General features: G+C 65.8%; 15 protein-coding genes. 9 read left to right on the top strand and 6 right to left on the bottom strand.

The window, feature by feature from the left end; all coding sequences use genetic code 11:
• Positions 1-36: 36 nt before the first annotated feature.
• The 3 genes from LWC34_RS34780 to glgX form a co-directional block, all read right to left on the bottom strand.
• Complete coding sequence (locus LWC34_RS34780) at positions 37-429, bottom strand: rhodanese-like domain-containing protein (RefSeq protein ID WP_233729502.1); 393 nt, start codon at positions 427-429, stop codon at positions 37-39.
• A complete protein-coding gene (locus tag LWC34_RS34775; protein WP_233729501.1) occupies positions 426-995 on the bottom strand; it encodes a cysteine dioxygenase in 570 nt (189 codons plus the stop codon). Before LWC34_RS34775 ends, LWC34_RS34780 begins: the two co-directional genes overlap by 4 nt.
• Positions 996-1,272: 277 nt before the next feature.
• Positions 1,273-3,393 (bottom strand): glycogen debranching protein GlgX, encoded by a 2,121-nt coding sequence (gene glgX, locus LWC34_RS34770; protein WP_233729500.1) that lies wholly within the window; start codon positions 3,391-3,393, stop codon positions 1,273-1,275.
• Positions 3,394-3,551: 158 nt separating this feature from the next.
• Between glgX and LWC34_RS34765 the strand changes: the two genes are divergently transcribed.
• The 5 genes from LWC34_RS34765 to LWC34_RS34745 are packed head-to-tail and all read left to right on the top strand — an operon-like array spanning position 3,552 to position 7,889.
• Entirely contained in the window at positions 3,552-4,109 is a 558-nt protein-coding gene (locus tag LWC34_RS34765; protein WP_233729499.1) for a Uma2 family endonuclease, read from the top strand.
• A 52-nt stretch (positions 4,110-4,161) separates the two neighbouring features.
• Positions 4,162-4,974 carry an ABC transporter ATP-binding protein gene (locus LWC34_RS34760; RefSeq protein WP_372496685.1) on the top strand — a complete coding sequence of 271 codons (813 nt, stop codon included), beginning with the start codon at positions 4,162-4,164 and terminating at the stop codon, positions 4,972-4,974.
• Positions 4,975-5,002: 28 nt separating this feature from the next.
• Positions 5,003-5,782 (top strand): enoyl-CoA hydratase/isomerase family protein, encoded by a 780-nt coding sequence (locus tag LWC34_RS34755; RefSeq protein ID WP_233729498.1) that lies wholly within the window; start codon positions 5,003-5,005, stop codon positions 5,780-5,782.
• Positions 5,772-6,725: a class I SAM-dependent methyltransferase gene (locus LWC34_RS34750; protein ID WP_233729497.1), complete on the top strand. Its 954-nt coding sequence runs from the start codon at positions 5,772-5,774 to the stop codon at positions 6,723-6,725. The genes LWC34_RS34755 and LWC34_RS34750 overlap by 11 nt, the downstream gene beginning before the upstream one ends.
• Positions 6,726-6,728: 3 nt before the next feature.
• On the top strand, positions 6,729-7,889 hold the full coding sequence (locus LWC34_RS34745; protein WP_233729496.1) for a THUMP-like domain-containing protein: 1,161 nt from the start codon (positions 6,729-6,731) through the stop codon (positions 7,887-7,889).
• A gap of 377 nt (positions 7,890-8,266) precedes the next feature.
• Here LWC34_RS34745 and LWC34_RS34740 read toward each other — a convergent pair whose 3' ends face one another.
• Both LWC34_RS34740 and LWC34_RS34735 read right to left on the bottom strand, forming a co-directional pair.
• Positions 8,267-8,524: a hypothetical protein gene (locus tag LWC34_RS34740; RefSeq protein WP_233729495.1), complete on the bottom strand. Its 258-nt coding sequence runs from the start codon at positions 8,522-8,524 to the stop codon at positions 8,267-8,269.
• A gap of 83 nt (positions 8,525-8,607) precedes the next feature.
• Positions 8,608-9,276 carry a Crp/Fnr family transcriptional regulator gene (locus LWC34_RS34735; protein ID WP_233729494.1) on the bottom strand — a complete coding sequence of 223 codons (669 nt, stop codon included), beginning with the start codon at positions 9,274-9,276 and terminating at the stop codon, positions 8,608-8,610.
• A gap of 103 nt (positions 9,277-9,379) precedes the next feature.
• On the opposite strand from LWC34_RS34735, the gene LWC34_RS34730 reads away from it, so the two are divergent.
• The 4 genes from LWC34_RS34730 (at position 9,380) to LWC34_RS34715 (ending at position 13,405) form a co-directional block, all read left to right on the top strand.
• A complete protein-coding gene (locus LWC34_RS34730; protein ID WP_233729493.1) occupies positions 9,380-9,751 on the top strand; it encodes a nucleotidyl cyclase domain-containing protein in 372 nt (123 codons plus the stop codon).
• Positions 9,694-9,960 (top strand): effector-associated domain 2-containing protein, encoded by a 267-nt coding sequence (locus LWC34_RS34725; protein ID WP_233729492.1) that lies wholly within the window; start codon positions 9,694-9,696, stop codon positions 9,958-9,960. The genes LWC34_RS34730 and LWC34_RS34725 overlap by 58 nt, the downstream gene beginning before the upstream one ends.
• A 43-nt stretch (positions 9,961-10,003) precedes the next feature.
• Complete coding sequence (fxsT, locus tag LWC34_RS34720) at positions 10,004-12,412, top strand: FxSxx-COOH system tetratricopeptide repeat protein (RefSeq protein ID WP_233729491.1); 2,409 nt, start codon at positions 10,004-10,006, stop codon at positions 12,410-12,412.
• A 237-nt stretch (positions 12,413-12,649) separates the two neighbouring features.
• Positions 12,650-13,405 (top strand): acyltransferase, encoded by a 756-nt coding sequence (locus LWC34_RS34715; RefSeq protein WP_233729490.1) that lies wholly within the window; start codon positions 12,650-12,652, stop codon positions 13,403-13,405.
• Between the two features lie 9 nt (positions 13,406-13,414).
• Here the strand turns inward: LWC34_RS34715 and LWC34_RS34710 are convergent, their stop codons facing one another.
• Entirely contained in the window at positions 13,415-14,665 is a 1,251-nt protein-coding gene (locus LWC34_RS34710) for a glycosyltransferase family 4 protein (protein WP_233729489.1), read from the bottom strand.
• Between the last annotated feature and the right edge of the window lie 14 nt (positions 14,666-14,679).

Here is a 14,679-nt window from a genome sequence, read left to right as displayed (position 1 = left end):
GCTACCACCGGTAGTAATGTTGGCTGAAGCGCGCGATCAGGTGATCGGCGGCGTGGTTCCTGGCCGGGTGGGCAGGCCAGCGGCCTTCCACCCCCGGAAACCATCGATGAGATCCGTCGCGTTGCGCAGGCCGACGGCCTGCAGGTCACGGGCGGCGAGACTGGCCGCGTAGCTCTCGTTGCACACGACGACCACGCGCGTGTCCGCGTCAAAACCCGCGATGCGGTGATCACCGGCCGGGTCGAGCCGCCATTCGAGCACGATCCGTTCGATCACCACCGAGCCAGGGATCTCGCCCTCGGCGGCACGGTTGTGCGCGGGCCGGATGTCGACGATCAAGGTGTTCGGGTCGTCGAGCAGCTCCGTGGACGGCTGGACACGCTTCAGGCCTGCGCGGGCTGTGGCGAGGATGTCGTCGATCGCGCTCACGGTTCGATGGGTTCCTTTCGCAGGTCGTCGAGCGACCGGTGGGCCGGAAGCGGCGGAATCTCCGCGGGGATGTCCGCCAGGTTGGCGTACTCCCTGGTCGGCACGAGCGGCGGCGAGTACGCGTGCACACTCGCAGCGGGCGCCTTGGACAGGTTCAGCACCTGGTGTGCCCGCCCCGCGCCGAAGCCGATCGCCGACCCGACGTCGTGCGACTGGCTGCGGATCGGCCCGCCCGGATACCGGTAGAACTCGGCCAGCTCGCCGGTCAGCACGGTGAAAGATCCCGCGGCACCACCATGGTCATGTGGCTCAGTCTGCTGGCCGGGAAGCCAGGACAGCAACCACAGCTCCACACCCTCGGTCAACGCCAGCCGTGCCCACCACCGCTGCGGCGACGTGTACTGAAGGATGTTCACAAGCGACGTCGTCAGCTCGGAGGCGACGGTCGAGGTGAGATCCCTCAGCTCCCTCGGCGTCCACAGGAGTCGCTCGGGGTGCAGCAAGTCCGGCAGCAACGGGTCGGTGATTTCGGCATGCAGCTCGACGTCGGAAACGGACGCGGTCATGACAAGGTCTCCAGGCAACGAGTGTCGGGTGTGAGTCAGCGACACGCGGTACGGAGGACGAACTCAGGACCCGTACCGCGCGGCGGTACACCCGCACAGGTTGAGCTTCTGGAGGTCAACTGTGCGGTCGCGCCAGGTGAGCAACGACCGGGTCATATCCGAATGGTGCCATGATCCCCGGCGGGCGAAAACCGCTCCCACCAGCTGGACTTTCCCAGGTCAGCCCTCGTGAGTGGTTACGCGGGTTAGAACACGCATAACCACTCACGAGGGCTGATCAGCGGCGGGCTCGCAGGAGGAGAAGGGACCGTGGTGGCACGGTGATCTTCGCGCCTGGTTCGAGCGGCTCGGGCTCCGAGGGCTTGCCATCCGGCGATCCGGTGTCCAACACAGGCTCGAAGTCGTCGCCATATTGCTCCGCGGGCAGCGTGAACTCGGCGGGATTGGCGCCAGCGTGCAAGATCAGCAGCCATGAGTCGTCGGAGACGAGTTCGCCGCCGCGGCTGCGTGACAGAGCTTCCGAACCGTCGATCCACATGCCCAACGACCGGGCGCCATCGTCGAACCAGTTCTCGTCGGACATCGGGCAACCGTCGGGACGGAACCACACCAGGTCCGGTTCGCCCGAACGCGTCGGGCGGCCGTCGAAGAAATGCGGTTGCCGCAGTGCGGGAGCGTGCGTGCGCAAGCTGATCGCGTGCCGCACGAACGCGGTCATGTCGAGCTGGTCATCGCCGCGCGTCCAGTCAACCCACGAAGTCTCGTTGTCCAAGCAATACGCGTTGTTGTTGCCGCCCTGTGTGCGCCACCGTTCGTCGCCCGCGACAAGCATCGGCGTTCCGGTGGACAGTAACAGGGTCGCGATGAGGTTGCGGGCCTGACGGGCGCGTAGCGTGCGGATTTCTTTGTCATCCGTCTCGCCTTCGGCGCCGCAGTTCCACGAGCGGTTGTCATCAGTGCCGTCACGGCCGTCTTCGCCGTTGGCTTCGTTGTGCTTATGGTCGTACGAAACCATGTCGCGCAACGTGAATCCGTCATGTGCCGTGATGAAGTTGACCGACGCCCAAGGTCGTCGGCGGTTCAGCGCGTACAGGTCCGACGAGCCGGAGAGCCGGTACGCGAGGTCGCGCACGCCGACCGCGCCGCGCCAGAAGTCCCTTACGGTGTCGCGGTAACGGCCGTTCCACTCTGTCCATTGAGGACCGAAGCCGCCGACGCGGTAGCCTTCGCCTGTCGCGTCCCATGGTTCGGCGATGAGTTTGCACCGGGACAGCACTGGGTCTGCCACGATCGCGGTCAGCAGTGGTGAATTCGGGTCGAACGCGCCGCCGTGCGGTCGGCCGAGTGCGCTGGTCAGGTCGAACCGGAAGCCGTCGACGCCTAGGTCGTCCGCGAAGTACCGCAAGGAGTCGGTGACCATTCGGACCACGGTCGGTGAGCCGCCGTTCAGCGTGTTGCCGCACCCGGTGATGTCACGGTCGTAGCCGTCCGGTCCGAGCACGTAGTACGCCGGGGCGTCCAAGCCGCGGAACGACAGCGACGGGCCAGCGGCGCCGCCTTCGCACGTGTGGTTGTAGACGACGTCGAGGATCACCTCGATGCCTGCCGCGTGCAGCGCGGCGACCATTGTCCGGAATTCTTCGATTTCCCGGCCTGGTTCGCTCGCGTAACCGTTGTGGGGCGCGAAAAAGCCAAGTGTGGAATATCCCCAGTAGTTACTGCGGCCGGTGTCGCGCAGGCCTGGCTCGGAGCAGATCGCGTGGATCGGCAGCAGTTCGACCGCGGTCACGCCAAGACGCACCAGGTAATCCGTCACCGCAGGGTGCGCCAACCCCAGATATGTGCCGCGTTGGCTCTCCGGCACGTCCGGATGCTGCTTCGTGAAGCCACGCACGTGCATTTCGTAAATGACGGTCTCTTCGAACGGCACCTCGGGCTTCGTGCCTGTGTCAGCGCCGCCTAGTGACGTCACTACGGACAACGGCACGGCGCCAAGGGAATCGACGCGTGACGGCACACCGTCCATGAGGTGCCCGACGTAGTCCAACGTGTCCGACATCTGCGTCACGTCGCCGGTGATCCGTCGCGCGTACGGGTCCACGAGAAGCTTCGCTGGGTTGCAGCGGATCCCGCGGCCTGGGTCGTACGGTCCGTGCACGCGATAGCCATAGCGTTGACCAGGCGTGACGCCTGGCACTATGCCGTGCCAGATGCCGAACGTGTGCTCGGCCAGCTCGATCCGCCGTTCTGTTCCGTCTTCGCTGATCAGGCAGACCTCTACGGCTTCGGCGACCGACGACGCCACGGCGAAGCGCACGCCGCCTGACTCCGGATGCGCTCCCAAGGGGAACGGGCGACCGGCGAGGAGGCTCGGGAACTCGCGGGGTGATGTCGGCACGGGTCTATCTTCGCAAGGATCACCGACAGGCTGGCTCGATCGCGTCGGCAAGCCAGCCGTTCGGAGCATCAAGTCAATGGACGGTAAGCGTCGAAGTAGGGGGATAACCGCAGGTCATGAGACAATGGGGTTGAGCACTGGCTGAGGAGGGGTGCACAGTGAGCTCTGTGATGTGGCCGGACCACCTGCTGTCTCTGGCGGATTGGGATGCCCTCCCGGAGGACAACTCCCGCCAGTACGAGCTCGCCGAAGGGGTACTGCAGGTGTCACCACGCCCGGTGCATAACCACCAATGGGCTATCAGCGAGCTGCTCTACCAGCTACGCTCCCAGCTCCCGGCAGAACTGCGCGTCCTACCGGAGTTCGAGCTTGTGGTGTTCGACAACGATCCGCCAACGGTCCGGGTGCCGGACTTGATGGTGATTCCGGCGGTGGTGGGCAAGACCAACCCAGCACGAGTCAAGGGCGAGGCTGTATTGCTCGCCGTGGAAGTGATCTCGCCTGGCTCACGTCGCATCGATCGGATGACCAAGCTGAAGGAGTATGCCGAGGCTGGGATTCCGGACTACTGGATCGTCGATCTCGACGCTCCGGTCTCGATCACCGCGTTCCAGCTGATCGACGGTGATTACGAGCTCAATGCCGAGGTGCAGGACGTGCTCTCGGTCACCACGCCCGCGCCACTCACCGTGAACGTTGGCGACCTCGTGTCGTAACCCACCACCCCCGGTTGGCCCGGGCCAGTGGGTCGGACGACAGAATGAAGGCGTGAGTGAGCAGAGCGTCCCGGACAACATCGACGACCTTGTGGTGCACATGGCCGATGTCGGCGTGCGCCGTGGCGGCAGCAAGCTGCTCACGGGGGTCAACTGGAGCGTTGAACTCGACGAACGCTGGGTGATCCTCGGCGGCAACGGCGCGGGCAAGACGACCCTGCTGCGAATGGCCGCCGCGGAGATGCACCCGTCCAACGGTGCCGTCCATGTCCTTGGCGAGCAGCTTGGCAAGGTCGACATGTTCGAGCTGCGGCCGCGGATCGGGTTTTGCTCCGCCGCGACGGCCAACCGGTTCCCGCCGGATGAGAAGGCGATCGACGTTGTCGTCAGCGCCGGTTATGCCGTGATGGGCCGGTGGCGCGAGGAGTACGAGTCGCTGGACACTGGGCGCGCACGGGAGTTGCTCGACGGTCTTGGGGTCGGCCGGTTCGCTGACCGCATGTTCGGCACGTTGTCCGAGGGCGAGCGCAAGCGTGTGCTCATCGCGCGGGCGATGATGACGGACCCCGAATTGTTATTGCTCGACGAGCCCGCTGCCGGTCTCGACCTCGGTGGTCGTGAGGACCTCGTGGCCAGGCTCACCGAGCTCGCGCTCGACCCGGACGCGCCCGCGACCATCCTTGTCACCCACCACGTCGAGGAGATCCCGCCGGGATTCACGCACCTGATGCTGCTCTCGTCCGGCGCCGTTGTCGCTCAAGGCCTCATCAATGACGTGCTGACCAGCGAGAACCTCACCGCGACCTTCGGCCAGCAGCTGCAGCTGGAACGCTCGGGTGATCGCTTCTTCGCCCGCCGCGCCTGAGCTGGCTACTGGGAGGTAACCTCCGAGCATGGGTGAGTTCGTCAAGCTCGAGGTAGCGGACGGGATCGGCACCATCCGGCTGGACCGGCCGCCGATGAACGCGTTGAACCGGCAGCTCCAGGCGGAGTTGCGCGAAGTGGCGATCGAGGCGGGCGAGCGGCCCGAGGTCAAGTCCGTGATCATCTACGGCGGCCCGAAGGTGTTCGCGGCCGGCGCGGACGTCAAAGAGTTCGCCAAGATGGGGCATACCGACATCGCGGACTACGCCCCCGAGTTGTCCAAGACGCTCACGATCGTCGCCGAACTGCCGAAGCCGACGGTCGCGGCGATCACCGGGTACGCGCTTGGCGGCGGCTACGAGCTGGCGCTGTGCTGCGACCGGCGGATCGCGGGCGACAACGCCAAGGTCGGCCAGCCGGAGATCCTGCTTGGCATCATCCCCGGCGCGGGCGGCACGCAGCGGCTCGCGCGGCTGATCGGCCCCAGCAAGACCAAGGACATCGTCTACTCCGGCCGGTTCGTCGAGGCCGAAGAGGCACTCCGGATCGGCATGGTCGACGAGGTCGTGGCGCCCGACGACGTGTACACGGCCGCGCGGAAGTGGGCTGGCCAGTTCACCGGCGCCGCGACTCGTGCGCTGGCCGCGGCGAAGGCCGCGATCGACGGCGGGCTGGACGGCGACTTGAACGCCGGTCTGCGCTTGGAGACCGCGCTGTTCACCGGACTGTTCTCCACCGAGGACCGGACTGCCGGAATGGAGTCCTTCATCGCCAACGGCCCAGGAAAGGCGACCTTCAGTGGCAAGTGACCCCGCGCCCAACCCGCACGCGACGGCCGAACAAGTCGAGGCGGCCTGGCAGGACCCGAAGCTCGCCAACGTGCTGTACCACGACTGGGAAGCGGGCACCTACGACGAGAAGTGGTCGATCTCGTACGACGAGCGCTGCATCGAGTACGCCACCGGCCGCTTCGAATCCGTCGCGGGCAAGAACGACTGGCCGTACGAGACGGCGCTGGAACTGGGCTGTGGCACGGGTTTTTTCCTGCTGAACCTGATGCAGGGCGGCGTGATCAAGAAAGGCTCGGTCACGGACCTGTCGCCGGGCATGGTCCAGGTCGCACTGAACAACGCTCGCGGTCTTGGACTCGACGTGGACGGCCGAGTGGCCGACGCGGAGCGGATCCCGTACGACGACAACAGTTTCGACCTGGTCGTCGGGCACGCGGTGCTGCACCACATCCCCGACCTGCCCACGGCGTTCCGGGAGGTCCTGCGCGTGCTCAAGCCGGGCGGCCGGTTCGTGTTCGCGGGCGAGCCGACGAAGATCGGAAACGCGTACGCGCGCAAACTCGGCCAGATCACGTGGTGGCTGACCACGAACATCACCAAGTTGCCCGCGCTGAACTCCTGGCGCCGTCCGCAGGAGGAGCTCGACGAGTCCTCGCGCGCCGCAGCCCTTGAAGCGGTCGTCGACCTGCACACCTTCGACCCGACCGAGCTGGAGAAGCTGGTCAGGGACGCAGGCGGCGCCAACGTGCAAGCGAAGACCGAAGAGCTGGCGGCCGCGTTGTTCGGCTGGCCGGTGCGGACATTCGAAGCCGCTGTGCCACAGGAGAAGCTGACGTTCGGCTGGCGAATGTTCGCCTACCGGGCCTGGCAGCGACTGTCCTGGGTGGACGAGAACATCCTGCGTGGTCTGGCGCCGCGTGAGCTGTTCTACAACGTCATGATCACCGGCACCAAGCCGTGAGCCGTGGGATACCGCTTCACCCTTGAGGATGTCGCTTTTCTCGGCTCACCGGCCGGTGAAGCGGCCCTCGCGGAGATCGACAAACTGCCATTGACGTCGGCGACTCACCTCGCCGACGTCGGTTCGGCGCGTCGTTCTTTCGGCGACCGCGCACCGATGCTGTTGGAAACGGTGCTGCTGCGCCGAAAGGCAGTGTCCAAACTGGACGTCACTGGCTGGCTGTTCACGGATGACGCTTTGCAGCAGGCAACGCCGTGGCAGGTTGCGGCACATCGAGCGCAACGGTTTTCAGGTCGCGTCGTCCATGATGTGACGTGCTCAATCGGCACGGAACTCGTGCATTTTCCCGGATTCGCGGTTGGTTCGGACTTGGATCCGGTGCGTGTGGCGATGGCGCGGCACAACACAGGGCGCCCGATCGTTCAGGCGGACGCTGTGCATCCGGTCACACGGGATGCCGCGATCCTCGCCGACCCTGCCCGCCGGGATTCTTCGGGTCGGCGGCGGTGGCGTCCGGCTGATTTCACGCCGCCGCTGGATGCTCTGGCCTCGGTGTACCGTGACCGGGACATGGCCGTGAAGTGCGCGCCGGGGATTGATCCCGCGGATGTCCCGTGGGCATCGGAGATCGAGTTGGTCTCGCTCGACGGCTCTGTTCGCGAATCGTGCCTGTGGACCGGATCGCTTGCCACGCCTGGTGTTCAGCGTCGGGCAACGGTCCTTCGGTCCGCAATGGACCCGTGGACGATCACGGACGCGTCGCCGGATTCCTGCCCGGTGACCGCGCCCGCGGAGTGGATCATCGACCCGGATGGTGCCGTGGTCCGGGCTGGGCTCGTGCGGCATTACGCGGCCGCACATGGGTTGGCGCAGCTGGATCCGCGGATCGCTTACTTGACCGGGGATCGGCCGCCGCCGGGGATCCGGGCGTTCCGGATGATTGAGTACGGTCGGTACTCAGAGAAGTCGTTGCGTCAAGTGCTTGGCAAGCATGGCGTTGGGCGACTGGAGATCTTGGTTCGTGGGTTGGACGTGGATCCCAACGCTGTGCGCCCCCGCCTCAAGTTGCGGGGAGAGGCGGAGGCGACCGTGGTGCTGACCCGAATCGGCCAGACGCCAACAGCCTTGCTGTGCAAAGCAGAACGCATCCCTGCCGAAGCCTGACCCACGCCGCGAAGGCTTGCTCGGTATCGCGGAGCTTGATCGGCGCCCTGAAGCCTGACCTGCATCCGCCGCGCCTCGCCCATGCTTCACCGCAACAGGAATTCCACCAAGGGGATCCCTGATTTTTACGTTACCGAAGGGGTCTGACAGTTTCGGTTGTCGTGCTGAGGTTGTCCACAGGGGGCGCGGCACGAACGCCCGACCGCTGGGAGCACTGCCTCGCCTCAGACAGCCCCATGAGGCGAGGCAGCAAAAGGTGACTTCGTTTCGCTGACTGGCCGAGCCCCATGCGAAGCCACACCGGTCACACGATTGGGGTAGCGGGACCGTCGACCCCCCTCGGGCCGGCGGTCCCGCTCCATCGGTAGCGAGCGAGATCATCGTGCTGGTTCGGGTACTCCTTCGGCCGAGTTGCGGCCGAGGCGCCATGCCCAGCGCCATCCGTCGAGCACCGCGACCACCGAGCCCCCGACGGCGAGGAGGAACGCGAGTCCTGCCGCGCCGTCCATGGTCGCGGTGCTCAGCACCACCGTGATCGCCCAGATTTGCATGGCTGTGAACGGGATCGCGATGCACGCGGCGAAGAATCCGCGGCGCCACCTGCCTGGGTCCGGAGCTGGAAGAAACGGGTCCATCTGCGCCCCCTCCTCGGGTTTCGTGATACTGATGAAACCCGGAATGGCGCGGAATCTCTGTGTCAACTGACACAGAAGGGGCACTAACGAGCCAATCGACGTAGCTCGTCAAGGTGGTGAACGCGGATCCAGCCGCGACCTGTGCTGATGATGCCACGCTGGCGCAAGACCCGCAGCGCCCGAGCGTATGACTCGCGGGACGTCGCCGCGCCGTCGGCGAGTTGTTGTTGGGTGAGCCCCGCTTTGATCTCGATGGACGAGCCGTTGCGTTTTCCGTACTCCGCGGCCATCTGCGCGATTTGGGCATACACGCGATGGCTTGCGGTGCCGCCGCCGTATTCCGCGCGTTGCTGGTTCAGTTCGCCGAAGCGGGCGTGCAGGACGCCGAGCAGGGTCCACGACAGCTTCGCCCGGGTCTGCGCCAGGTGGATGAATCTGTTGCTGGGTATGGTGATCGCGTCGACTTTGTCCAGTGCGCGCAGGGTTGCCGTGCGGGGTTGGTCGTACAGGGCTGCCATCTCGCCGAGGATGTCGCCCGCGCTGCGCAGCGCGATCACGAGTTCCCTGCCGTCCTGCGTGTGGGTGATCACCTGAACGTGTCCGGAGATCACCACTATCACGTGCTTGGACTGGTCACCTTCATGACAAAGGTACTCACCCGGCGTGTAGCCACGCCGCGATGAGGCTTGTTCGAGCACACCGCGTTCCGCGGCTGTCAGCCTCTCCCAGAAACTGTCCGGACCTGTGTCCACTCCAACAGGTTGCCAAGTAAACGACCTGGAACACAACAATTCTCACCCAGCTGCCAGCTGTGGTTGGACTCGCCACACCGGCCTGGGGCGGCGATTATGGGGAGTGATCCGTCGTGACCTGCGCACGATCCACGAGAGCTTGTACGACATGCTGCGCGTGTCCTTCGCGGCATTGCGCCGGTACAACGACGTGCGCACGCTGGAAACGCGAGTGCAGTTGCGCGTCGCACTGCATCGCGGCGAGGTTTACGAGAATCCCGACGGTGTGGTCAGCCACGCGGTGAATCTCGCGTTCCGCATCCTGGATGCCAAATCGGCGAAGTCCGCTTTGGCACAGAGCGGTGGCATGCTCGCGCTCATCGCGTCGAACGACTTCTTTCACGACGTGATCGCTCAGGAACCGAGTGCGGTTCCGTCGTGGACGCTCTGCTCGAACTCCCGTTCGTCCGTGAGCCGAACAGCCGGGCGATGCTGATCGACCTGCTGCCGCCCGTCATCGCCAATTCGGTGCCGTACAGCCCGGTGACCAGGATGCATGTTTTCGCTTTGGTACGGACCTGCCTTCGGCATGAACAGGGCATGCCCGCCCTCATCGAGGCGGTCCGCCAGCTCGACGGCGACTCCGGGGGAGTACGCCGATTGGAGGGTATCCAGCGGCTGCTGTTGTCGGATTCGGTCGACTGAGCTATTCCCAATGCGGGCGCTGAATAACACGGGAGGTGCAACCGTGTGGCCGTTGGCTGGCCTGGGACGGCGGCGGGATGTCTGGCAGCCGGTCGTCGAGACCTTGGAACAGGTGCAGGTGCTGCGCGATCCGATCGGTCGGGGACTGTGCCTCGACCTGGTCGCCCAGCATCTTGGCCTGCCCTTGCAGGTCAGGCATTTCCCATCGACCCGGCAGCACATCTACAGCATCCTGCTGGCATGCGACCAGCATCCTGGCGCGTTGTCGGCGTTCCTGCGGGTTCTTGGCGAACTGGAGCCAAGATCGCGGGCGGTGTCGTGGGCGCGGCAGATGCTCGGCGGTGACGTGCCGCGCCAGCGGGGCGCTGTCCGAACCGAGCACCCGGTGGTGTGGGGCGAAATACCGCCCCGCGCATGCGATTTCACGCCGCTTGCGCAACAGCTTGCCGACATCAGGGACCGCAGCCCGGCCGTCTTGATCGGTCCGGGAAAGTCCGAACTTGCCATCGAGTACGCCTACCGGCGCGCCACGGATCACGAGATCGTCTGGTGGATTCCGGCCGCGCACCCGACGCAGGTCCGGATCGCCCTGGTCAAACTCGCGCTGCGGCTCAAGCTGCCGGTCGAACCGAGTGTCAGAGCCGCGGTGCCCGCTGTCCTCGATGCCTTGCGCACCCGGAATTCCCTGCTGATCTTCGACAACGCCGAACGGATCGACGACGTACGGCCGTTCTTCCCCACTGGCCCTGGGCATGTGGTCGTCACATCGCATACGCCCGCGCGCAACGCTCTGGACGTCTCCTGGCCACGTGAGACCCCGGACACCGACTGCGAAGATGCCCTGAAAGTCTGCGCGTTCTTCGCGGACGCGCCGATTTCGCGCGCGTTGTTCGCCGGGATGGACCCGGTCATGCTCAGCCGCGCGATCCGGCAGGCAGGCGCACGTGGACTGGCCAAGGTGGACCATCGCACCGACACATTCCAGCTGACGAGCCGGATCCCGCACGACGAACTGCACAGACGCGACGCGCACGCGCTGCTGGCGCAAGCCGATCCGAACGATCCGGAGAACGTGGCGAACTGGTCGCGGTACGCCGATCTGCTGCCGCACATGCTGGCCAGCGGGGTTGCCGACTCAGGTGATCCGCAGGTCCGCAGGTCCGCTCTCAATATGGCGAACTTCTTGTCAACATGGGGACATCCAGACGACGCGCGCGCCTTTGCGAAGTCCCTTGTGGATCGATGGCGCGATGGCAGCAGGGAAGCATTGGTGGCATCCCGTTGGCTGGCACGGTCGTCACGGCAAGCGGGACTGTTCGAAGAGGCCAGTCGAATCGGAGAGTCCACTGTGTCACGATCGCGGGAGAACCTCGGCTCGGACCACGAGGACACTCTGTTGTCGGCCCAATCCGTCGCCGAAGACCTTTGTGCTGCTGGGGAATTCGTGTCCGGGATGGCTTTGGGCAAGTTCGCGTACCAGCGAGCCCGTAGCGCGTTCGGTGAGGACGATCCCGACACGCTGGAAGCGGCGACCAAGTACGCGGCGGCGCTGCGACTGTGTGGCGACTTCGACGCCGCGCGAACACTCAACGAGGACGCGGCAGAACGGAAAACCGATCTCCTTGGCGAGAATCACCGATCCACACTGTCCACCTTGAGCAGTTGGGCGCTCGATCTGATCGCATGCGGCAGATGGCTGGAAGCCTGTCAGGTTCAGGAAGACACCGTGCAGCGGCTGCGTGACCACGTCGGCATCCGGCACGCGATGACATTGCGCGCGACCGGAACCCTTTCTGCGGCAAGACGTCTGGCGGGTGACGCGGCGAACGCGTTGCCGCTCGGCCAAGTCGCGCTCGACGGTCTCATTGGGAGGTACGGCGAGTCGGCGCCGGAAGCCATCTCGGCCGCGATGAACGTCTCGGTGGCCCTGCGGCAGCTCGGCAGGCTCGAAGAGGCACGCAGGCTCGGCCTGCACGTCCACGCACTGGCCCAGCGAGCCTGGGGGCAACACCACCCATTCACCCTTGCCGCAGCCACGAATGTGGCCGTCACGCTGCATGTCCTCGGTGAGTTGTCCACGGCACGCGGCTTGAACGAGAAGGCGATGAACCGGATGCGCTCGGCACTGGGCGAGGACCACCCGTTCAGCCTGGTGTGCGCCGCGAATCTGGCCAACGACCTGGCCAGAGCCGGGCAGTACGCCGCCGCGCGTGACCTCGGCAACGACACTTTGGAGCGTGCGCGGCGCGGCCTGCCCGCTGATCACCCGTACGCCAGCTTCATCGCCACGAATCTCGCACTGCACCTGCGCGGCCTCGGCCAGCTGGACGAGTCCGCTGAGCTGCAGAAACAGAGCGTCGCAAGCCTGCGTGCATCCCTCGGAGCGGGCCACCCGGCAACAAAGGCAGCAGCGGAAAACCTCCGCATCTTCTGCACAGTGGACATCATCTAAAGCCGTGTCCACCGTTCCAGAACACCGTGTCCACCATTCCGGAACAGGGAAATGCACGAGCACAGATGCAGCGTGCGACTCACTGTGCTGGAAAGTGTGTTTCGGTGTGCCGGAACGGTGGACACGGTGTGCCGGAACGGTGGACACGGTGTGTCGGAGTGGTGGACACGGTGTGTCGGAGTGGTGGACACGGCGGGGGTGTGAGGTGGCCGCTGGTGGTCAACTACCGTGACGCTTATGACGTCGATGTGGGGTTCGCCGATGGCCGCGAGGGCTCGTGGCTGGTGGCGGGCGCGGCGCGATCCGCAACAGGCCAAATTCCTGACGATGGACTCGCTGCGCTGGATTCTGCGTAACCGGGCGTACTCCCCGTGGTACCTGGTCCGCTACTACCGGCTGCTGAAGTTCCGGCTGCTCAACCCGCACATCATCCTGCGCGGCATGGTGTTCCTCGGCAAGAACGTGGAGATCCACTGCCGGCCAGGCTACGGCCGGATGGAGATCGGCCGCTGGGTGCACATCGGCGACGGCAACGCGATCCGCTGCCACGAAGGCTCGCTGCGGATCGGCGACAAGGCCGTGTTCGGCAGGGCCAATGTGGTCAACTGCTACCTCGACATCGAGTTCGGCGACGCGTCACTGGTCGCGGACTGGGTGTACATCTGCGACTTCGACCACGTCGTCGAGGACATCCACATCCCGATCAAGGACCAGGGCATCGTCAAGTCGCCGGTCCGGATCGGTCCGGACACGTGGATCGGCACCAAGGTCTCGGTCCTGCGTGGAACGAGAATCGGTCGAGGCTGCGTTCTCGGCGCGCATTCGGTGGTACGCGGGGACATTCCGGATTACGCGATCGCGGTGGGCACGCCCGCGAAGGTCGTCAGGGACCGCCTTGCCGACTACGAAGCCAAAGCCGCGCGCCGCGCGGCGATCGCGGACATGGACCGCAAAGCCCGCGAGGCCGTGCAGAAGATCCTCAAGGATTCGTGAGGGGAAGATTTAGATGAAAGCGTTGCCGGTGGCGATCTTCGGGCGGCCGAGCGGCCCATGGTTCGCCACCCGCGCCGTCTCGTAGACCTCAACCGTCGCCGCGGCGATCCTGCGCCAATCGAAGTCGCTTGTCAGCCGTGCCTTGGCAGCGCGTGTCCGGCGCCGGGCAGCGGCTGGATCGTCCAAAACGGTCCGGACGGACGCCGCGAGGCCCTCAACGTCGCCTGGCGCGAACGAAAGCCCGGTCTCGCCGTGCACGACGACCTCGCCAAGCCCGCCCGCCGTCGACGCCACGAGAGGCGCCCCGGCGGCAGCAGCCTCCAGTGCGACGATCCCGAACGGCTCGTAACGGCTGGGCAGCACGACCACATCAGCCGCCGCGAGAGCCTCGACGAGCTGGCGATCCGTCAGATGCCCCACGAAGTCCACAGATCGCAGTACGCGCGCTTTGCGGGCGTCCTGCACGAGTTCGGTCTCGTGACGGCCCTTGCCCGCGACCACGAGCCGCGTCCCCGGGTGCGAGCGACGGATCCGCGGGAGTGCGGCGATCAGGTCCTGGACGCCCTTTTCCCATTCCAGGCGGCCGAAGAACAGCAGAATCGGCCCGCCGCCAGGGTTGTACTGCTTGTGCGTCGCCTGCACGGTCGCCGCGGGCACACGCCACGAACGCGGCTCGATGCCGTTGTGGATCACCGTGATGTCCGCGGGGTCGAGATCGAAAAGGTGTGCGACCTCGGTCCGCATCGCGCTTGAGCACGTCACCAACGCGTCCGCGCGGTTGGCAAGCCACCATTCCACCGAGTGGACCTGCTGGTTCAAGGGCTGGGACAGCCAGCCGCTGTGCCGTCCGGCCTCGGTCGCGTGGATCGTCGCGACCAGCGGCTTCCCGGTTTCCTCAGCCAACGCGACCGCGGGGTGCGTGACCAGCCAGTCGTGCGCGTGGATCACGTCAGGGCGCCACTCTTTGAACAGCGCCAGGCCCGCACGGGTCATCGCGTGCCCCATGGCGAGCGTCCATGCCACGAGATCGCGCTCGAACACCAGGTGGGGCGGGTCTTCCGCGACCCGGATGACCCGGACTCCTTCGAGCACGTCGTCGGTCGTCGGGTGTGTTGTGACGTCGGTGCCGGCCTGTTGGCGGCATAACACGACGACTTCGTGGCCTGCCTCGGACAGGTTCTTGGCCAGCGCGTGGACGTGTCTGCCCAGCCCGCCGACGACCACCGGCGGGTACTCCCACGACAACATCAACACGCGCATAAGGGCTTGATCCT

Origin of the sequence: Kibdelosporangium philippinense (assembly GCF_021390435.2) — a bacterium.
Lineage (GTDB): Bacteria > Actinomycetota > Actinomycetes > Mycobacteriales > Pseudonocardiaceae > Kibdelosporangium > Kibdelosporangium philippinense.
The sequence above is the reverse complement of the archived record's forward strand: the minus strand, read 5'-3'. Positions and strand labels throughout refer to the sequence as shown.